Origin of the sequence: Enterobacter quasihormaechei (assembly GCF_004331385.1) — a bacterium.
In the GTDB taxonomy this organism is placed as follows: Bacteria; Pseudomonadota; Gammaproteobacteria; order Enterobacterales; family Enterobacteriaceae; genus Enterobacter; species Enterobacter quasihormaechei.
In genome coordinates this window covers 1-19,512 of sequence record NZ_SJON01000018.1, presented here as the reverse complement: position 1 = coordinate 19,512, position 19,512 = coordinate 1, and the positions used below count along the sequence as shown (strand labels likewise).

General features: G+C 54.9%; 17 protein-coding genes, 2 pseudogenes and 1 riboswitch. Of the genes and pseudogenes, 12 read left to right on the top strand and 7 right to left on the bottom strand.

Annotation, left to right across the window (positions count from 1 at the left end; translation table 11 throughout):
- Nucleotides 1–160 precede the first annotated feature (160 nt).
- Nucleotides 161–1,522, top strand: coding sequence for a prephenate-dependent tRNA uridine(34) hydroxylase TrhP (gene trhP, locus E0L16_RS18590; RefSeq protein ID WP_063868340.1), 1,362 nt, complete (start codon nt 161–163; stop codon nt 1,520–1,522).
- Between the two features lie 248 nt (nt 1,523–1,770).
- The gene (gene yegS, locus E0L16_RS18585) at nt 1,771–2,670 is read left to right on the top strand and encodes a lipid kinase YegS (RefSeq protein ID WP_131637754.1); all 900 of its coding nucleotides are present in this window, start codon (nt 1,771–1,773) and stop codon (nt 2,668–2,670) included.
- An 89-nt stretch (nt 2,671–2,759) separates the two neighbouring features.
- Here the strand turns inward: yegS and fbaB are convergent, their stop codons facing one another.
- Nucleotides 2,760–3,812 carry a class I fructose-bisphosphate aldolase gene (gene fbaB / locus E0L16_RS18580; protein ID WP_022648654.1) on the bottom strand — a complete coding sequence of 351 codons (1,053 nt, stop codon included), beginning with the start codon at nt 3,810–3,812 and terminating at the stop codon, nt 2,760–2,762.
- 248 nt (nt 3,813–4,060) lie between these two features.
- On the opposite strand from fbaB, the gene E0L16_RS18575 reads away from it, so the two are divergent.
- Genes E0L16_RS18575 through E0L16_RS18565 form a run of 3 tightly spaced genes read left to right on the top strand, consistent with a single transcriptional unit; the run spans nt 4,061 to nt 7,289 of the window.
- Nucleotides 4,061–5,338, top strand: a complete 1,278-nt coding sequence (locus E0L16_RS18575) for a nucleoside permease (protein WP_003859236.1) — start codon at nt 4,061–4,063, stop codon at nt 5,336–5,338.
- Nucleotides 5,335–6,339 carry an ADP-ribosylglycohydrolase family protein gene (locus E0L16_RS18570; protein WP_131637752.1) on the top strand — a complete coding sequence of 335 codons (1,005 nt, stop codon included), beginning with the start codon at nt 5,335–5,337 and terminating at the stop codon, nt 6,337–6,339. The genes E0L16_RS18575 and E0L16_RS18570 overlap by 4 nt, the downstream gene beginning before the upstream one ends.
- Nucleotides 6,336–7,289, top strand: a complete 954-nt coding sequence (locus E0L16_RS18565) for a PfkB family carbohydrate kinase (RefSeq protein ID WP_131637750.1) — start codon at nt 6,336–6,338, stop codon at nt 7,287–7,289. The genes E0L16_RS18570 and E0L16_RS18565 overlap by 4 nt, the downstream gene beginning before the upstream one ends.
- On the opposite strand, the gene E0L16_RS18560 is transcribed toward E0L16_RS18565, so the two are convergent.
- From E0L16_RS18560 to thiM, 3 genes are read right to left on the bottom strand one after another with little or no spacing between them, the layout of a single operon-like run.
- On the bottom strand, nt 7,263–8,009 hold the full coding sequence (locus E0L16_RS18560; RefSeq protein WP_112792434.1) for a GntR family transcriptional regulator: 747 nt from the start codon (nt 8,007–8,009) through the stop codon (nt 7,263–7,265). The two genes, E0L16_RS18565 and E0L16_RS18560, sit on opposite strands and share 27 nt — an antisense overlap.
- Before the next feature lie 42 nt (nt 8,010–8,051).
- A complete protein-coding gene (gene thiD, locus E0L16_RS18555; RefSeq protein ID WP_131637748.1) occupies nt 8,052–8,852 on the bottom strand; it encodes a bifunctional hydroxymethylpyrimidine kinase/phosphomethylpyrimidine kinase in 801 nt (266 codons plus the stop codon).
- Nucleotides 8,849–9,619: a hydroxyethylthiazole kinase gene (thiM, locus tag E0L16_RS18550; protein ID WP_131637746.1), complete on the bottom strand. Its 771-nt coding sequence runs from the start codon at nt 9,617–9,619 to the stop codon at nt 8,849–8,851. Before thiM ends, thiD begins: the two co-directional genes overlap by 4 nt.
- A 35-nt stretch (nt 9,620–9,654) precedes the next feature.
- Nucleotides 9,655–9,751, bottom strand: a riboswitch (TPP riboswitch).
- 358 nt (nt 9,752–10,109) lie between these two features.
- Between thiM and E0L16_RS22250 the strand changes: the two are divergent.
- The 5 genes and pseudogenes from E0L16_RS22250 to E0L16_RS18525 form a co-directional block, all read left to right on the top strand.
- A pseudogene (locus E0L16_RS22250) lies at nt 10,110–10,220 on the top strand (type VI secretion system tube protein Hcp); the annotation flags it as partial.
- 217 nt (nt 10,221–10,437) lie between these two features.
- Nucleotides 10,438–10,884: a Shiga toxin A subunit gene (locus E0L16_RS18540; RefSeq protein ID WP_165498425.1), complete on the top strand. Its 447-nt coding sequence runs from the start codon at nt 10,438–10,440 to the stop codon at nt 10,882–10,884.
- Nucleotides 10,885–10,966: 82 nt separating this feature from the next.
- Nucleotides 10,967–11,246 (top strand): annotated as a pseudogene (locus E0L16_RS18535) (hypothetical protein); the annotation flags it as partial.
- A 311-nt stretch (nt 11,247–11,557) separates the two neighbouring features.
- Nucleotides 11,558–12,934 carry a diaminobutyrate--2-oxoglutarate transaminase gene (locus tag E0L16_RS18530; RefSeq protein ID WP_014884533.1) on the top strand — a complete coding sequence of 459 codons (1,377 nt, stop codon included), beginning with the start codon at nt 11,558–11,560 and terminating at the stop codon, nt 12,932–12,934.
- Between the two features lie 18 nt (nt 12,935–12,952).
- Complete coding sequence (locus E0L16_RS18525; RefSeq protein ID WP_102749971.1) at nt 12,953–14,419, top strand: pyridoxal phosphate-dependent decarboxylase family protein; 1,467 nt, start codon at nt 12,953–12,955, stop codon at nt 14,417–14,419.
- Nucleotides 14,420–14,463: 44 nt separating this feature from the next.
- Here the strand turns inward: E0L16_RS18525 and E0L16_RS18520 are convergent, their stop codons facing one another.
- The 3 genes from E0L16_RS18520 to E0L16_RS18510 are packed head-to-tail and all read right to left on the bottom strand — an operon-like array spanning nt 14,464 to nt 18,241.
- Nucleotides 14,464–16,662 (bottom strand): polysaccharide biosynthesis tyrosine autokinase, encoded by a 2,199-nt coding sequence (locus E0L16_RS18520; RefSeq protein WP_112792437.1) that lies wholly within the window; start codon nt 16,660–16,662, stop codon nt 14,464–14,466.
- Nucleotides 16,662–17,111 carry an arsenate reductase/protein-tyrosine-phosphatase family protein gene (locus E0L16_RS18515; RefSeq protein WP_107533374.1) on the bottom strand — a complete coding sequence of 150 codons (450 nt, stop codon included), beginning with the start codon at nt 17,109–17,111 and terminating at the stop codon, nt 16,662–16,664. The genes E0L16_RS18520 and E0L16_RS18515 overlap by 1 nt, the downstream gene beginning before the upstream one ends.
- Complete coding sequence (locus E0L16_RS18510; protein ID WP_107533375.1) at nt 17,111–18,241, bottom strand: polysaccharide export protein; 1,131 nt, start codon at nt 18,239–18,241, stop codon at nt 17,111–17,113. Before E0L16_RS18510 ends, E0L16_RS18515 begins: the two co-directional genes overlap by 1 nt.
- Before the next feature lie 455 nt (nt 18,242–18,696).
- On the opposite strand from E0L16_RS18510, the gene E0L16_RS18505 reads away from it, so the two are divergent.
- Nucleotides 18,697–19,029 carry an RcnB family protein gene (locus tag E0L16_RS18505; protein WP_063868328.1) on the top strand — a complete coding sequence of 111 codons (333 nt, stop codon included), beginning with the start codon at nt 18,697–18,699 and terminating at the stop codon, nt 19,027–19,029.
- On the top strand, nt 18,980–19,456 hold the full coding sequence (locus tag E0L16_RS18500; RefSeq protein ID WP_112791526.1) for a GNAT family N-acetyltransferase: 477 nt from the start codon (nt 18,980–18,982) through the stop codon (nt 19,454–19,456). Before E0L16_RS18505 ends, E0L16_RS18500 begins: the two co-directional genes overlap by 50 nt.
- Nucleotides 19,457–19,512 lie beyond the last annotated feature (56 nt).

Below are 19,512 nucleotides of genomic sequence, written 5' to 3'. Positions count from 1 at the left end.
GGGACAATCCAGGCCGGGTAAGGCGAAGCCGTCACCCGGCACAAGAACTTTACCTCCCCGCCCCGCAGCGCTACAATGCCCGCCCTTAAAGTGGGGGATCTCCCCTTACCGCTGCACCAGGTGTATGCGGATCTGACCTGTCATCAGAACGAGAACAAACATGTTTAAACCGGAACTCCTTTCCCCGGCGGGAACGCTGCAAAATATGCGTTACGCTTTCGCCTATGGTGCCGACGCCGTCTACGCGGGCCAGCCGCGCTACTCGCTGCGCGTGCGTAACAACGAATTCAACCACGAGAATCTTCAGCTCGGCATTAACGAAGCGCATGCCCTGGGCAAAAAATTCTACGTGGTGGTGAACATCGCGCCGCACAACGCCAAGCTGAAAACGTTCATTCGCGACCTGAAGCCGGTCGTGGAGATGGGGCCGGACGCGCTGATCATGTCGGACCCGGGTTTAATCATGCTGGTTCGGGAGAACTTCCCGGAGATGGACATTCACCTTTCGGTGCAGGCTAACGCCGTCAACTGGGCGACGGTGAAATTCTGGAAGCAGATGGGGCTGACCCGCGTCATTCTGTCTCGCGAGCTGTCTCTCGAAGAGATCGAAGAGATCCGCACCCAGGTGCCGGATATGGAGATCGAAATCTTCGTCCACGGCGCGCTGTGCATGGCCTACTCCGGCCGCTGCCTGCTCTCTGGCTATATCAACAAGCGTGACCCGAACCAGGGCACCTGCACCAACGCCTGCCGCTGGGAATATAACGTTCAGGAAGGCAAAGAGGATGAGATCGGGAACATCGTGCATAAACACGAGCCGATCCCGGTCACCAACGTTGAGCCAACGCTGGGTATCGGCGCGCCGACAGACAGCGTGTTTATGATTGAAGAAGCCAAACGTCCGGGCGAGTACATGACCGCCTTTGAAGACGAGCACGGCACCTACATCATGAACTCGAAGGATCTGCGCGCCATCGCACACGTGGAGCGTTTAACCCAGATGGGCGTGCACTCGCTGAAAATCGAAGGCCGCACCAAGTCCTACTACTACTGCGCCCGCACCGCGCAGGTGTATCGCAAAGCCATCGACGATGCCGCCGCCGGTAAACCGTTCGACACCAGCCTGCTGGAAACGCTGGAAGGTCTGGCGCATCGCGGCTATACCGAAGGTTTCCTGCGTCGTCACACCCACGACGACTACCAGAACTACGAGCATGGCTACTCGATTTCTGAACGCCAGCAGTTTGTCGGTGACTTCACCGGCGAGCGTAAAGGCCCGCTGGCTGCCGTCGCCGTAAAAAACAAATTCACCAAAGGCGACAGCCTGGAGCTGATGACGCCGCAGGGCAACATGAACTTCCGCCTGGAGCACCTGGAAAACAAAAAAGGTGAGGCGATTGAGGTCGCACCGGGCGATGGCCATGTGGTCTGGCTGCCGGTACCTGAAGAGGTAGAGCTGGAGTTTGCGCTGCTGATGCGTAATTTTGAAGGTGAAAATACCCGAAATCCACACGGCAAATAGTCAATCAACGGGATTTTTTCACGCTGGGATAATTCTTAGAATCGGATCACATACCGCTTCGTTCAATACGGGTATTATCCCCCCGCTGAAAAACATAACCCATAAATGCTAGCTGTACCAGGAACCACCTCCTTAGCCTGCGTAATCTCCCTTACGCGGGCTTATTTTTTGCCTTTCATCCTGTTCTTACCCGCTTTGTTCTTCTCTGGGATACACTCTTTCTATAGTTAAAAAAGGGAGCAAACCGGATGGCAACCTATCCAGACAGTTTATTAATTCTCAACGGCAAAAGTGCAGGCAACGATCTGTTGCGCCAGGCGATTACCGAATTGCGTGAAGATGGCGCGCGCATTCACGTGCGGGTGACCTTTGAAAAAGGCGATGCGGCACGCTATATCGACGAGGGCATCAGGTTAGGCGCTGAAACCATTATTTCCGGCGGCGGCGACGGAACGATCAACGAAATCGCCGGCGCGCTGATTGACCTCAACACAGCAGAACGCCCGGTGATGGGCATTTTACCGCTCGGTACCGCCAATGATTTTGCCACCAGCGCCGGCATACCTGAGGATTTAGGAAAAGCGCTGCAACTGGCCATCCTCGGTAAAGCGACCCCCGTCGATATCGCTCAGGTGAATGAAAAAACCTGCTTTATCAATATGGCGACGGGCGGTTTCGGCACGCGGATCACCAGCGAAACGCCGGAAAAGCTGAAGGCCGCGCTGGGCGGCGTCTCGTATCTCATTCACGGCCTGATGCGCATGGACACGCTCAAGCCGGACAGCTGTGAAATCCACGGTGAGAACTTCCACTGGCAGGGCAACGCGCTGGTGATTGGTATCGGCAACGGGCGGCAGGCGGGCGGCGGACAGCAGCTTTGCCCGGAAGCATTGATTAATGACGGTCAACTTCAGCTGCGCATTTTTACCGGCGACGGGCTGCTGCCCGCGCTGTTTACGACGCTGACGCAGCCGGAGGAGAGCCCTAACATCATCGACGGCACATCCGCGTGGTTTGAGGTGATCGCCCCCCACGGCATGACCTTTAACCTTGACGGAGAGCCGCTCAGCGGTGAGCGATTCCGCATCGAAGTTTTGCCCGGCGCGTTGCAGTGCCGGTTGCCGCCGGACTGTCAACTTTTGCGCTGATGTGTTGCCGGGTGGCGGCCCATTTCCCGTATGCGCGGAACCGTCCCCTCTCCCCGTTGGGGAGAGGGTTAGGGTGAGGGGAAAAAGACTTAAGCGATCGTGACTTTACTGTCCAGATAGACGTCCTGAACCGCGTTGATCAGCTTCACGCCGTCGGCCATGGATTTTTTGAACGCCTTACGGCCGAGGATCAGCCCCATGCCGCCCGCGCGTTTGTTTATCACCGCCGTGCGCACCGCATCGGTCAGGTCGGTTTCACCGCCTGCCGCACCGCCGGAGTTAATTAGCCCGGCGCGGCCCATGTAGCAGTTCGCCAGCTGGTAACGCACCAGATCGATCGGGTTGTCGCTGGTCAGCTTGCTGTAGACCCGGTCGTCGGTATAGCCAAAATTCACCGCCTTATAGCCGCCGTTATTCTCGGCCATTTTCTGCTTCACGATGTCCGCGCCGATGGTCGCCGCCAGGTGGTTGGCCTGACCGGTCAGATCCGCAGACACGTGGTAATCCACGCCGTCTTTCTTGAACGACCCGTTGCGCAGATAGGCCCACAGCACGGTCACCATGCCCAGCTCGTGGGCGCGCTCGAACGCTGCGGAGATCTCCTCTATCTGACGACGCGACTGTTCAGAGCCGAAATAGATCGTCGCCCCGACCGCCACCGCGCCCATATTGAACGCCTGCTCGACGCTGGCGTACAGCGTCTGGTCGTATTCGGTTGGGTAGCTCAGGGTTTCGTTATGGTTCAGCTTGACGAGGAACGGAATGCGGTGGGCATAGCGACGCGACACGGAGGCCAGCACGCCGTAGGTGGAGGCCACGCAGTTACAGCCCGCCTCAATCGCCAGCTCGACGATGTTTTTCGGATCGAAGTAGAGCGGGTTCGCGGCAAACGACGCCCCCGCAGAGTGTTCAACGCCCTGGTCAACGGGCAGAATAGAGAGGTACCCGGTTCCGCCCAGGCGTCCGGTATTATAAAGCGTCTGCATGTTTCGCAGTACGGCAGGCGGACGGTTGTTGTCGACCATGACGCGGTCAACGTAGTCATGGCCAGGCAGGTAAAGCTGGTCGGCTGGAATGGTCATACAACGATGCTGTAAAAGGCTGTCGGCGTCTTTGCCAAGCAACTGCGCAATATCAGTCATAGTGATGCTCCCGTAAGTCCGACGTGATGTCGGAGCGTGTGATCCAAACCCACGTTTTTGCAGGCAGACTAAGCCTGGTACCGACTTACTCTATTTTCCACCATTTGCAACTTTTTTAAGCACAATCTGCTGGCTCGTTTCGTGTACAACATTTTTGTTACACTGATCAAACAATCGCCTTAAAGGTATTTAAAAGGTATTATCACATGGTATGTTAACCGCGTACCTCTGACATGCAGGATTAAAAAATGAAAACGAAAGTCCAACTGTCATTCATGATGTTCGTTGAATGGTTTATCTGGGGCGCGTGGTTTGTGCCATTGTGGCTGTGGCTGAGCAAGAGCGGGTTTACTGCCGGCGAAATCGGCTGGTCGTATGCCTGTACCGCCATCGCCGCGATCCTCTCGCCCATCCTGGTCGGCTCGCTGACGGACCGCTTCTTCGCCGCCCAGAAGGTGCTGGCGGTGCTGATGTTCGCCGGCGCGATCCTGATGTACTTCGCCGCACAGCAAACCCAGTTCAGCACCTTCTTCCCGCTGCTGCTGGCCTACTCCCTGACCTATATGCCGACCATCGCGCTGACCAACAGTATCGCCTTCGCGAACGTCGATGACGTGGAGGCCGATTTCCCGCGCATCCGCGTGATGGGCACCATCGGCTGGATTGCCTCGGGCCTGGCGTGCGGCTTCCTGCCGCAGATGATGGGCTATAGCGACATCTCCGACACCAATATTCCCCTGCTGATGACCGCAGCCAGCTCCCTTCTGCTCGGCGTCTTCGCGCTGTTCCTGCCGAATACCCCGCCGAAGAGCACCGGCAAGCTGGATTTCAAAGTCATGCTGGGGCTGGACGCGCTGATCCTGCTGCGCGACAAAAACTTCCTGGTGTTCTTCTTCTGCTCGTTCCTGTTCGCCATGCCGCTGGCCTTCTACTACATCTTTGCCAACGGCTATCTCACCGAAGTGGGGATGAAAAATGCCACTGGCTGGATGACCCTCGGCCAGTTCTCTGAAATCTTCTTCATGCTCGCCCTGCCGTTCTTTACCAAACGCTTTGGTATTAAGAAGGTCTTGCTGCTGGGCCTGATCACCGCCGCCATTCGCTACGGCTTCTTTGTTTACGGTGGCGCCGAGCAGTACTTCACCTACGCCCTGCTGTTCCTCGGCATTCTGCTGCACGGCGTGAGCTATGACTTCTATTACGTCACCGCCTACATCTACGTGGATAAAAAAGCGCCCGTGCATATGCGCAACGCGGCGCAGGGCTTGATCACGCTGTGCTGTCAGGGCTTTGGTAGCCTGCTGGGTTACCGTCTCGGCGGCGTGATGATGGAAAAAATGTTCGCATATAAAGAGCCGGTGAATGGGCTGACCTTCAACTGGGCCGGAATGTGGACGTTTGGTGCAATCATGATTGTGGTGATTGCCGTGCTGTTTATGCTGTTTTTCCGCGAATCGGATAAAGAGATCACCGCAATTGAGGTGGTTGATGGCGATACCGCGCTGACACGAGGGGAAGTTAAATGAAACAAGACCGTATTCTCGGTGCCCTTTACGGGCAGGCGTTAGGGGATGCGATGGGAATGCCGTCGGAGCTGTGGCCGCGCAAGCGGGTAAAAGCACACTTCGGCTGGATCGACCGTTTCTTACCCGGCCCGGCCGAGAATAATGCCGCCTGCTACTTCAGGCAGGCGGAGTTTACCGATGATACATCCATGGCGCTGTGCCTGGCCGATGCGATTATCGAATGCGACGGGGAGATTAATCCTGACGTTATCGGTAAGCATATTCTGAACTGGGCGCTGGATTTCGACGCATTCAATAAGAATGTGCTTGGCCCGACCTCCAAAATTGCCCTGAACGCCATCCGTGACGGCAGGCCGGTGAGCGAGCTGGAAAATAACGGCGTCACCAACGGGGCCGCGATGCGCGCCTCCCCGCTGGGCTGTCTGCTGCCGGCTACGCGTCTGACGCACTTTGTGGAACAGGTTGCGTTAGCCTCCAGCCCGACCCATAAATCGGATCTCGCCATCGCCGGTGCGGTGGTCATCGCGTGGGCGGTTTCGCGCGCTATCGACGGCGAGCGCTGGCAGAACATCGCTGATGCCCTGCCGGGTATTGCCCGCGCGGCCCAGGAGGCCAACACGACCACCTTCAGCGCCTCGCTTTCGGCACGCATTGAGCTGGCCCTGAAAACCGTGCGCGAAGCCAACGGTACGGAATCCGCCAGCGAGCAGATCTATCAGCTTATTGGCGCGGGCACGAGTACCCTGGAGTCCGTTCCGGCGGCCATTGCGATGGTCGAACTGGCGGGAACCGACCCGAACCGCTGCGCGTTTTTATGCGCCAACCTGGGGGGTGACACTGACACTATCGGCGCGATGGCAACCGCCATTTGCGGCGCGCTGCACGGTATACAGGCCATTGATCCGGCGCTCAGGCGCGAACTGGATGCCGTCAACCGGCTTGATTTCGGCCACTACTGCGACAAGCTGCTGCACTTCCGGGAGCAAAGGGAGGGTGTATGAGTGCTTTTGCCCGCCGTCTCGAAACGCTTCACGCCACGCGTCCGGTAACGGTGCTGGGCGCGGCGGTGATCGACGTGATTGCCGACGCCTACGCCCTGCCCTGGCGCGGGTGTGATATCGAGCTGAAGCAACAGGGCGTGAATATTGGCGGCTGCGCGCTGAATATCGCCATCGCCCTCAAGCGGCTCGGCATTGCTGCGCAAAACGCGCTTCCCGTGGGCCACGGCGTATGGGCCGATATTATCCGTAACGCCATGGCGAAGCAGGATCTGCACAGCACCGTGGAAGCGGAAACGGGCGATAACGGCTGGTGTCTGGCGCTGGTGGAGCCTGACGGTGAACGCACCTTTATGTCGTTCAGCGGCGTGGAGAATCAGTGGCAGCAGCGCTGGCTGGACGGGTTAAGCGTGCCGGAGAAAAGCCTGATCTATTTGTCCGGCTACCAGCTGGCGTCGCCCAGCGGCGAGCTGCTGACGGCCTGGGTGGAAAGTCTTCAGGATGTAACGCTCTTTATTGATTTCGGTCCGCGTATTGCGGATATCCCCGACCCGCTGATGGCGCGGATGATGGCCTGCAAACCGATTGTCTCGCTTAATCGTCAGGAGGCAGAGCTTGCCGCTGAATGGCTTGGCGTGAACGTGGAGCAGCTCGGCAAACAGTGGCAGCAGCGTTTTAGCGCTGCGCTGATCGTGCGCCAGGATAAAGACGGGGCGATCTGGTATGACGGTGACGCCTCCGGACACGTTCCGGCGTTTCCTGCTGATGTGGTCGATACCATCGGCGCGGGTGACAGCCATGCGGGAGGCACACTTGCCGGGCTGGCAGCGGGATGGTCACTGCCGGAGTCGGTGCAGCTTGGCAATGCCGTAGCCGCCTGGGTCGTCAGCCATCGCGGTGGAGACTGCGCCCCCACGCGCGACGCACTACTCCTCGCACACAAAGACGTATAGATCGCTGCGGCAGTAGCTGATGCTGTACTCAATGGGACGGTGCTGTTGATCGAGCGCGACCTGTTTGATCACCAGCACCGGTATCTTATCGTCCATCTTTATATGCGTCTGAAACTCGCTGTCCGGCATCCGGGCGCTGACGCGGGAACGGGTGCGCTGCGGAAAGATATTCTGGCTGCGAAAGTAATCATAAAGCGAGACGCCAATATCGTCCGGGTTGGGAATTAACCCTACCGGTACCCAGGACTCCTCAATGGATACCGCATCGTCGTCCACATAGCGGATGCGCTTAAGCAGAAACACGTCGCTTTCCGGCGCAAGGGAAAGATGGCGGGCGATCTCTTCCGGGCACTTCACCACACGTTTATTCACCCACAGCGTATTGGGCGTTTTGCCCCGCAGTACCACCTGCTGGGAAAACCCCCGAGCCTCTTTCAGCGAATATTCAAAGATATTGTTGATTTGCGTGCCGTAGCCGCGCGCCCGGGTGACGACCCCGGCCTCCTCCAGCGCCTGCATCGCTTTACGCACCGTAATGCGCGATACGCCGGCAAGCTGGCTCAGGTCACGTTCGCCGGGCAAAATATTCCCGTGAGCGAGCACGCCGCTGCGCACCGCGTTTTTGACCGTTTCGGCAAATTTCAGATACAGCGGCGTGTTGTCCGGTGCGGCAATTCGTTCCTTGAGCTGGGCAATTAACCGGGTATGCGCTTGTTCCATCTCTGTTTTTCTCTGGCATGAGGTTTCATGCCAGTATACGGCTTACCACCATGCATGAAAATGGTGAACCGGCCCAATACCGTGACCCACTTCCAGAGAATCGGCTTTTGCCAGCGCGCCCGAGAGCCAGACCTTCGCTTCCTGCACCGTATCCGCCCAGTTCGCGTGACGGGGACGCAGCGCCGCCAGCGCGGCAGAGAGCGTACAGCCCGTGCCGTGGGTGTTTTTCGTCTGTACGCGCGGCGCGGTGAAACGTTGCGCGCCATCGCGAGTGAAGAGCCAGTCCGGGCTTTCTGCATCATCAAGATGACCGCCTTTCATCAGCACCGCGCTACACCCCATCGCCAGCAGCGCATTCCCCTGCTCTTTCATTTCACGTTCGTTGTGCGCGTGCGGCGCTTCCAGAAGCGCGGCGGCTTCGGGCAGGTTGGGCGTGATCAGCGCCACCTGCGGCAGCAGCTTTTTACGCAGCGTGTCGACAGCAGAAGCGGAGAGCAGCGGATCGCCGCTTTTGGCTAACATTACGGTATCGAGCACTACGTTTTTTATCCGGTAATGTTTAAGACGTTCAGCAACCGCTTCAACAATGTCTGCTTCTGCCAGCATGCCGATTTTGGTGGTGTCGATACGTACGTCGCTGAATACCGAATCCAGCTGCGCGCCAACAAAATCCGGCTCAATGCGATACACCGACTGTACGCCGCGCGTGTTTTGCGCCACCAGCGCGGTGATAACCGAGCAGCCGTAAGCGCCGAGCGCAGAGAAAGTTTTCAGATCTGCCTGGATCCCCGCTCCGCCGCTTGGATCGGTTCCCGCAATAGTCAGGGCATTGATGCGATTCATGCCTGTGCCTCCAGCGCGTAAAGCGCATCCAGAAACGCAGAGGCAAAGCTGCCGGGCCCCTGGCTTTGAGACAGAGCAGCCGATCCTGCACGCTTCATAAAACCGCAGGCTGCCGTCGCGTTATCAAGCCTGTCGCCAGGCAGTGAGCAACAGGCGGCGACGACCGCCGAGAGCGCGCAGCCTGTTCCCACCACGCGGGTCATCAGCGGGTCGCCGCCCGCGACCGTACGGGTTCGCTGCCCGTCGGTGATGTAATCCACTTCCCCTGTGACCACCACAACGGCGTGGGTCTGGCGGGCGAGCGCCTGCGCGGCGGGCAAGGCGCTTGCAGCCGTATCGGTGGTGTCTACCCCGCGACCGCCCGCACTCATCCCGGCAAGGGCCAGGATTTCGGAGGCATTGCCGCGAATGGCAGCAGGTTTAAGCGATACGATTTGCTGGCAAAAACGGGTGCGGAACGCCAGCGCGCCAGCCGCGACCGGGTCCAGAACCCAGGGGGTGCCCGCAGCAACCGCACTCTCAATGGCCCGACGCATCGACTGGGCGCGCGGCGCGGTGAGCGTGCCAACGTTGATGAGCAGAGCATCGGCAAGCGTGGCGAACTGTTCCGCTTCCTCGGCTTCGATCACCATTGCCGGGGACGCACCGAGCGCAAGCAGAACGTTGGCGGTGAAGGCCTGTACGACATCGTTAGTCATACAGTGCGTGAGCGGGGAACGGGTTCGGAATTGAAATAAAACGTGTGAATCGAGCAGGTCAGGCTGCATGGTTTCGCTCCTGCCGTACGTGAAGAAGCGATGACCGGGTAGGCATCTGACTTCCCTACGCTGGCATTATCCAGATCAGGTAATACGGGTATTTCTCAGCCTTCACCAGGAAGGGCACCCCGAGTCAAATTACTTATAAAACAATTATTTAATCATAAATAATTTTAGGTGTTTAGTGTAACCGGGGCCGCAGGTAAGGTGCAAGATTTTTTGAAATGATTTACGCAAGGCAGTTAGGATGCGATAGATAAATAAAACATATAACAATGTACTAAAATATTGTTGAAAGTATTTAATGCATGTACTTTATCGCTCACTTATTCACTTAACCTTACTTCTCGGCCTATTCACTTTATGATCTAAATCGAAGCTTGATATATTTAGCCATTCTTTTGACTATAAATGCTTTACTGAATAAATTACTTCCTCCCTTCTGTCACGCGCTGTACGATTGGCGTTCAATATCAATAAATAACAAGAGGGATTTTAAATGGCTGTAGCTGTTTATCTGTGGTTAACAGACGATACTGGAAATAAGATTAAAGGCTCTGTTGATGTAAAAGGTCGGGAGGGTTCGATTGAAATCATAGAACTTATGCATTCGGATCGGCTTTCTATCACCGCAAAACCAAAGGCTGGACAATGAGACTTACACCCTATGTAGAAAATCAGATGTGTGGGCGTGATGGGTTCATGATACACGGCGATAGCTCAGCGCATCCGGGAGAAGCTTCAGATGGTTGTATCGTTTTAAATCTTCCGTACAGAAAAATTATTGCAGCAAGCAAAGATAAAATATTAGTAGTGGAAGATTAACTATGTTCAAAAAACAGTTAATATTTTCATTAATGTTACTACCTATTTTAGTCCATGCCAAATCTCCTGGTTGTGCTGCAATTGGCTTGTTTATGGAATCAACCTTGTTTGATGCTCTATCAAATGAGTTAAAAATTGATACGAGTACTATAGATGAAACCAAAGCAAAGGTAGAACTGATAGACGTTTCCCCAGTCTCAAAAATTTATGCAGAATCTTTAGCAAAAATTGATTATGCTAAAGATCAGAGCAAGGATAAAACATTAGCTATATATAAAAAAATTTACTTACCCAGTTATTTTGAAAACGACGTGAAAACAATTACAGCAAAATACACATATATCAATAAGGATGCTAAAAAGGATGTATTCATTGCATCCAGTTTAATGAACAAGGATGAATGTAGCATTAGATTTAACGGTTACATCATTCTCTCACGACAATTCTAAGTCTTAGGGGCTATCATGGCCCCTCTTCTAAACTCTATACTTCATATAACAACTTCCTAACTATGCATAAGTATTTAAAGCAGTTTCGCCTACACACGCCATTAGCGCACACTATCGCGCTCAGTTAGAGCGCTCGGGGTGCACGCAAATGAGCGCTGGCAATGGCTCGTGTGATATCAGCAAACCAAAGCGGAAAATGCGCCAAAAAAGCCAGCGTTAAACGCCTGAACGCCAATTTTTATGAAATTCACGGTAATGGTTTTGTGATATCGCTAAGCCTGGATGAGAACGGCATTACGGACGCGTCGTGGAATAAAACGAAGGGACGCGAACACGGCATTTTAAGCATTACCCAGAAATAAACAGCGTAAGGAGGCTCCCCGCCTCCTTTTAGCCTGCCAGTCGCACAATTTGCCACACTCTTTTGTCTGATTTTACAATGCTGACAATTCATATCTAAGCCACTGTTTTTACTCGCTATAAACTGCAAGTTTTTGCCAGAAAATGAGGTTACCCCCTCCCCTGTGCCCTGTGTCACAAAACAGTAAACAAATTAACCATTGAGCCCGGTGACAAAAGGCTCTATATTGGCGGCGTTTTTTTCAGGCCCCATCTGTTTTTTAACTTTTTATTCAATCGTTGCTCATAACGAAGCGGCGGTTGTAGGAGTGATATGATGACGGATAAAGTCCGTATTGACACCGTAGATGCCCACAAAAGCAACGAAACCTATCTGGCCCGTCAGGCCGAGTTTGAATCTAACGTCAGGAGTTATCCGCGCAAACTGCCTTTAGCGATCACGAAAGCAGAAGGCGTGTGGATCACCGATGCAGATAATAAAGAATACCTTGACTGTTTAGCAGGCGCAGGCACCCTCGCGCTTGGCCACAATCATCCTGATGTGCTGAAAAGCATCCAAAATGTCATTACCAGCGGCTTGCCGTTACATACCCTGGATCTGACCACGCCGTTGAAAGACGCGTTTTCAGAATATCTTCTCTCTCTGTTGCCTGGTCAGGGCAAAGAGTACTGCCTGCAATTCACTGGCCCATCCGGCGCTGACGCCGTTGAAGCTGCGCTGAAGCTGGCGAAAAAAGTGACCGGTCGTAGCGGTATCATCAGTTTCTCTGGTGGTTACCACGGTATGACCCACGGCGCGCTGTCCGTCACCGGTAACCTGTCTCCGAAGGAAGCGGTTGACGGCATGATGCCTGAAGTCCAGTTCATGCCTTACCCGCACGAGTACCGCTGCCCGCTGGGTATCGGTGGTGAAGCGGGCGTGAAGGCGCTGACCTACTACTTCGATAACCTGATTAACGACGTCGAAAGCGGCGTGCGTAAACCTGCTGCGGTGATCCTGGAAGCCGTTCAGGGTGAAGGCGGCGTGAACCCGGCTCCGGCTGAGTGGTTGCAGCGCATTCGTAAAGTGACTCAGGAACACGGCATTCTGCTGATCCTCGACGAAGTTCAGGCTGGCTTTGCCCGTACCGGTAAATTCTTCGCCTTCGAGCACGCAGGCATCGAGCCAGACATCATCGTGATGTCTAAAGCGGTTGGCGGTGGTCTGCCACTGGCTGTACTCGGCATCAAGAAGCAGTTCGATGCATGGGCACCTGGTCACCACACCGGCACCTTCCGCGGCAACCAGCTGGCAATGGCGACCGGCCTGACGACGCTGAAGATCCTGAAAGACCAGAACATCGCGGGCAAAGTGGCCGCACAGGGCGAATGGCTGAAGGGCCAGCTGAAAGAGATGGCGAAACGTTATCCGGTCATCGGCCACGTTCGCGGTCTGGGCATGATGATCGGTATCGAGATCGTTAAGCCGCACGAAGCCGCTGACCACATGGGCTGCTTCCCTGGCGACGGCGAGCTGTCTGCGCTGATCCAGAAGAAGTGCTTCGAAGCCGGTCTGATTCTGGAGCGTGGCGGCCGTAACGGTATCGTTCTGCGTCTGCTGCCTTCTCTGCTGATCAGCGACGAAGAGCTGAAAATCTTCCTGGATAAATTCGAGCAGGCGCTGCTTGCTGCGGGCGTTCGCCCGGCGTAACCGGAGTTGTTGAATACGATGTCTGATTCAAACCCAATTTTGTTCTCCTCTGCGCAGAGCATTGAAGCTTACCAGCAGGCGATTGAACAAAGCACTCAGGCTGTGATGCAGTGGCTGAAACAGCCTGAGATGTATCAGGGCAAAACGGTCGCGGAGCTGCGCGACCGTATTAAGCTGGATTTCAACCCGAAAGGGCTGGGCAACGAAGCGGCGATTGAACGCGCCGTGGAGTTCTTCCTGAAAGACAGTTTGTCCGTTCATCACCCGCAATGCGTGGCGCACCTGCACTGCCCAAGCCTGGTGGTTAGCCAGGCGGCGGAAGTGCTGATTAACGCCACCAACCAGAGTATGGACTCCTGGGATCAAAGCCCGTCCGCAACCATTATTGAGATCAAACTGATCGAATGGCTGCGTACCCGCGTGGGTTATCAGGCTGGCGACGCGGGCGTCTTCACCAGCGGCGGCACCCAGAGCAACCTGATGGGCCTGATGCTGGCGCGCGACGCGTTCTTCGCCCGTCAGGGCCACTCGGTTCAGCAGGACGGTCTGGTAGGCGATCTGCGTAAAATCCGCGTCCTGTGCTCGGAAAACGCACACTTCTCCGTGCAGAAAAACATGGCGCTGATGGGTCTGGGTTACCAGTCCGTGGTGCAGGTGAAAACGGACGAATTCTCCCGCATGGATCTCTCCGATCTGGCGGCGAAAATTGAGCAGTGCAACGCGAACGGCGAGCAGATCCTGGCGATTGTAGCCACCGCCGGCACGACCGATGCGGGTGCTATCGATCCGCTGCGTGCCATTGCTGAGCTGGCTGCGAAGCAGAATATCTGGGTGCACGTTGATGCGGCCTGGGGCGGCGCGCTGCTGATGTCTGAGCAGTATCGCCACTACCTGGACGGCATTGAGCTGGTGGATTCCGTAACCCTGGACTTCCACAAGCAGTTCTTCCAGACCATCAGCTGCGGCGCGTTCCTGCTGAAAGAAGCGCGTCATTATGAGCTGATGCGCTATCAGGCGGCTTATCTGAACTCTGAGTTCGATGAAGAAGCGGGCGTGCCTAACCTGGTCTCCAAGTCTCTGCAAACCACGCGCCGTTTCGACGCGTTGAAACTGTGGATGAGCCTGGAAGCGCTGGGTCAGGAGCAATACGCGGCCATCATCGACCACGGCGTGACGCTGGCACAGCAGGTTGCGGCTTATGTTAAAGAGCAGTCTGCTCTGGAACTGGTGATGCAGCCTCAGCTGGCAAGCGTGCTGTTCCGCTTCCGTGGACAGGTGCAGATGGACGACGCGGGTATCGCCCTGCTGAACCAGAAAATTGGTGACGCGCTGCTGGAGTCTGGCCGTGCAAACGTCGGTGTGACCGAGCATAACGGCGTCACCTGCCTGAAGCTGACCCTGCTGAACCCAACCGTGACGCTGGAGGACATCAAAGTCCTGCTGTCTCTGGTTGAGCGTACCGCAGAGGAAGTCCTGGCGAAGTAATGCCTATCCCTCTCCCGCCCGGGAGAGGGATTATTTTCCCTGCCTTAATGCTCGCCCCGCTTTTTCTTCGAACCATAACCATATTCATACTGGCTACACTCAGAGCCGTAAAACAGCGCTGCGGACTTAACAATATCGTTAAGAATGGTTCCGCTGACCTTTACGCCAACGCGGTGCAGACGTTTAATGGTATTCTCCATCTCTTTCACGCTGGTTTTATCGAAACGGGCCACCATCAGCGTCGTTCCGGCTGCTCTGGCAACCAGCGCCGCATCGGTGACGGCCAGCACTGGCGGGGTATCGATGATGACGATGTCATAATGCTCGTTAACCCATGACATAACGGCCAGGAACCGTTCGCTTAACAACATCTCCAGCGGTCGCAGCGGTTCCGGGCCGCAGGTAATGACGTCGATTCCCCCCTTCTCGAAGCGCTGAATTACCTCTGTACAGTCGCATTTACCTTCAAGCACGCTGGACAGCCCATGGCGGTTATCCAGGCCAAAAATGTTATGAACATAGCCCTGGCGCATATCCGCATCGATAAACAGCACCCGCTGACCGCTCTGTCCGGCAATAGCCGCCAGGTTCGTCCCCACCAGCGTTTTACCGCAGTCCTGAGTAGGGCCAGAAATCATCACGATACGATTCTCAGCCTCCATCATGGAGAAATGCAGGCTGGTGCGCAGCCCCCGAACCGCTTCGACAAACATATCAGCAGGCCGATCGACAGGCAGGAACGGCACGTCCAGCGTTTTGTGCTTCCAGTGACGGGTAAACGGAATTTTTCTGCGCAAATGCGTTTTTTTCCACAGCCACTGGGAACGAGGCAACGTAGCCAGAACCGGAATTCCATGCATTTCCAGCTGTTCGGAGAGCATAATCCCACGTTTAAACGCCATGTGTACCAGCACGCCGCCCATTGAGAGCATGAGCCCGAACAGTGCGCCAAGAACGATGATTAACGCTTTTCGCGGCTTTATTGGATCCGGGAGCGTAACCGCCTTATCAATGATCCTCACGTTCCCGATAGCGCTGGAGCGGGAAATATTCAGCTCCTGCTGGCGCGTCAGTAGCTGTAAATAGATCGTGCGGCCTGACTCAACGTCCCGGCTCAGGCGTAAAATCTCCTGCTGCGTGGAGGGCATTGCTGATACCCGCTGATTCAGACGCTCGCGTTCCCGCTCAAGGGTTTGTCTCTTTTCACGCAATGCACGGTAGGTGGGGTGATTCTTTTTGAAGAGCTGCGAGATCTCTGCCTCACGGAACGTCAGCTCATTTAGCTGATTCTCGACGTTAACAACCTGATCCAGTATGGATTTTGCCTCTAAAGAGAGGTCCACCGAGTCGCGCTGCGCCCGGTAGGCATTCAGCCGCGCTTCAGCCTGATCCAGTTCCGTTCTGATCTTGGGCAACTGCTTTTGTAAAAAAGCCAGACTACGAGAATCCTGAGCCTCCTGACGCGCGATATTCTGTTGGAGATAATTCTCAGCAATCGTATTCAGCACCCTGGCAATTTTGTCAGGATCGTCGCCAGTCAGGGTTAAGGTCACGATACCGCTCTGTTTCACCGACTCCGCAACCGTGAGGCTCTTTTTCAGGGCGTTGATTGTCTCCAGGCGCGTCAGCGTTTTAAGCGAAAACTGCGTGCCAGGCTCAGCGTCAATCGAGGTCACCAGCAAAACGATCCCTTGCGTAACAAGCATTTTTCCGACCGAACCGTCAGCCTCAATGTTTTCGCCCGTCAGGTGATACTTTCCTGCTTCCTGTACGGTCAGTATGAGTTCCTGCGCATTGCCCTCCACCTGCGGGATCTGGAGTTCGCCTAAGGTTATTTTGCCCTGCCCCCGCCCTTGCAGGCGTTGCCAGAGACGCCCCACAACAGGCAAAACGCGCTGCTTCGCCTGAAACGTCAAACCTAAGTCGTCGACGGTCTCGCCGAGGATCATGCGTGATTTCAGCAGTAAAATTTCAGGGGCTACATCCGTTGAAACAGCGGAGCCCAGCTGGCTTAACCCTTTAAGCAGGCTGTTATCCTGTTTGCTTTCTATTTGCACCATGGCATCCGCCTGATAAACAGGCGGCGTAACCCAGGCATAGAGGCCCGCGCATAAGATAGAAATGAAAGTCACGCACATAATCATCGCGCGGTGGTCGATCATTTCGCCGAGCAACCGGACAAGATCGATTTCACTTTGTTGCGGTGCCGCTGCACCATAATTGTCTGTTGTGTAAGACGACATTAATGCTTCATTCCTTTCTGACCCAATCGACGTGCCCATTCCTGGCTGGCTTTACCCAAGAGTCCGAACACATATTCAAACGCTTCACGGCTTTTACGGTAGGGATCGGGGATATCCTGCGGCTCCAGCCATTGCCCGAATAGCAGCGACTTGCCCCTGATCTCCGGTGCCATGGCGGAAATAAAGTGAAGGTGTTTCGGCTCCATAACCAGAATGAGATCGGACTCCTGCATCAGACCGGGCGTCAACCTGCGTGCCACATGGCCGTCCAGGGAAATCCCGTGTCGCCATGCTACGTCCTGGGCACAGTCATCCGCCGGGCAACCCTCAAGGCCAAATATTCCCGCCGAGGTGATGTCTCTGTCGGGCAAGTACTGGCGTAAAAGCCGTTCTCCAATAGGGGAACGGCAGATATTTCCGGTGCAAACCACCAATATCGATTTGAACATTATTGCGGCCACGATCTGATGTAACGAACCGTTTCGGTGAGGTCATGCACCCCGCTAATCGTTGGTACAAGCTGCGTTATCACGCGATTCCAGCGTGACAGCGGTGCGGTGGTGACATACACAATGTCATAAGGCTCAAGCTGAAACTCTGTGCCCAGCACCATGGCCGAAGCGTCTTTTGCATTCAGCTGATAGATATTCGCAATTTTCCCGGACTCGCGTACCGAGCGAATAACAAAAATACCCGTGGCATCGGCCATATTCTGGTCCAGGCCACCGGCATTGCCGAGCGCTTCGGCCAGCGTCATGCCGCTGCGATCCATCTTCAGCGTGCTCTGTTTAACAACCTCGCCCATCACGAATACTTTCAGCGCATCGTTGCGGGGAATAAACAGGATGTCGCCAGGGTTGAGCAGCTTATTCTGGGTTAAATCGCCATGCTGCATCAGGGCGTACAGGGAAAGTCGGGAGTCCTGACCGTTGTGAGTCAGCACCACGTTCCGCCAGTCCGCATCGGCAGTAAGCCCACCGGCGGCATTAACGGCGTCCATTACCGTCAGCGGAATGTTGGTGATGGCCTGCTGGCCAGATTTCGCCACTTCTCCCGTGACGTAGGCTTTTTGCGAACGGAAAGCGGCAACGCTGACGTCCACCTGAGGGCTTTCAATGACGTTATCCAGCCGCGCGGTGATCTCCTCGCGCACTTCGGAAACCGTTTTTCCCGCCACGTGCAGTTTGCCCACGTAAGGGTAAAAGAGCGTGCCGTCGGCATTGACCCAGTTTCCCGTATCGCTTGCGCTGCGATACTGTCCTGCGGGCGTAGTAAGCTCCGGGTGATCCCAGACGGTGACCGTCAGGATGTCACCGATTCCAATACGGTATTCCCAGTTTTTGACCTGCTCATCAAGATTAGGATTTGCCTGAGATTTTGCCGCTGCTGGACGTAGTTTCTCAATTAATCCGGGCGTAAGTGGATAAATTTCGATTTGTTTATCTAAGCTATTATTAAGATCGGCCGGCGCGATTATTTTTTTGCCTGCGGAACTTAACGTTTGGCCAGGAGAAATTACGCATCCCGCCAACTGACTTATTGCTAAGAATATTACAGATAATGCTGTTGTGTTTTTCATTTATATATACTTATCATCCCTGCTCGTGGCGAACGCCCGACGGGGCGCAGCCCTGCGCTAACCCACGCTTGAAATAACTGTCTTTTCAAGGGAATACTTAAACGTAATCTAAAAGTGAAGTAACGAATTGTCCGATCCGTGACGGGCAATTAATTAAAATATAATCTTCCTGAAAATCTTAAAGCCTGCTGTAAAAAAATGCACGATCTACAGTTTATAAAATTACGGCAACAATGTATTTTCAGAATTAATTCAGCAAAACGATAATTACAATGAATTATTCCCACCAGCATGCATTCATATCAATAATACTCACAACCGCTGGCACTACACAAAACCGTTCACTTTTGTTACATTTTTTTTCAAACACACCCTGTTTTGATACTTAAAATGGGCTGTCTGCCGCACTGTCCTCCGCAGACAAGCGTATCCGTAACGATATCACTGGAGAAAAAATGGCTAAGCGTAAATTGGTGCTTCTGGGTGTATTACTGTCTCTGGCGGGCTCCGCATTCGCAGCCCCGCAAACGGCCGCCGCGCCTTCCGGCATTAAGGCTTATGAAGAGCAGGAGTTCATCGCCGACTTCACCAAATTTAAGATTGGCGATACGGCGCCCGCGCAGTATCAGACGCCTGAGTACACCATCAAACAGTACCAGTTGCGTAACCTTCCCGCGCCGGATGCCGGTACGCACTGGACCTACATGGGCGAAAACTACGTTCTGATTGGCGATGCGGATGGCAAAATCCATAAAGCCTATAACGGAGATATCTTCTATCACCGCTGATACCATGATCCGGCCCTGGCAGGAAGACGATCGGCCGTTTCTGCGCACGCTGTACCTGCATGCACGACGCGCTGCCTGGCCATGGCTGGACGGTTCTGAATGGCAGCTTGAGGATTTTGACGCCGCAACGCGTGACGAGCAGATCTGGGTTGCGATCCACGACGGTCACAGAGTGGGTTTCGCCTCCGTCTGGGTAAACGATAACTTTCTGCACAACCTGTTTGTCGACCCGCAGTATCAACATCTCGGGGTCGGGAGCCGGCTTCTTGAACAGGTTCAGAAGACGTTTACCAGTACAGGCGCGCTGAAGTGTCTGGTGAAGAATGCGCGGGCGGTTGCGTTTTACCAACGCCACGGCTGGCACATTGAGGCGACGGGTGATTCTCCGGATGGAGAGTATTATTTGATGCACTATCGGTTGGGTTAACGTCGGGTGGCGGCTTCACCGGACCCGACCTTCGTGATGGTGCCATTTGTAGGCCG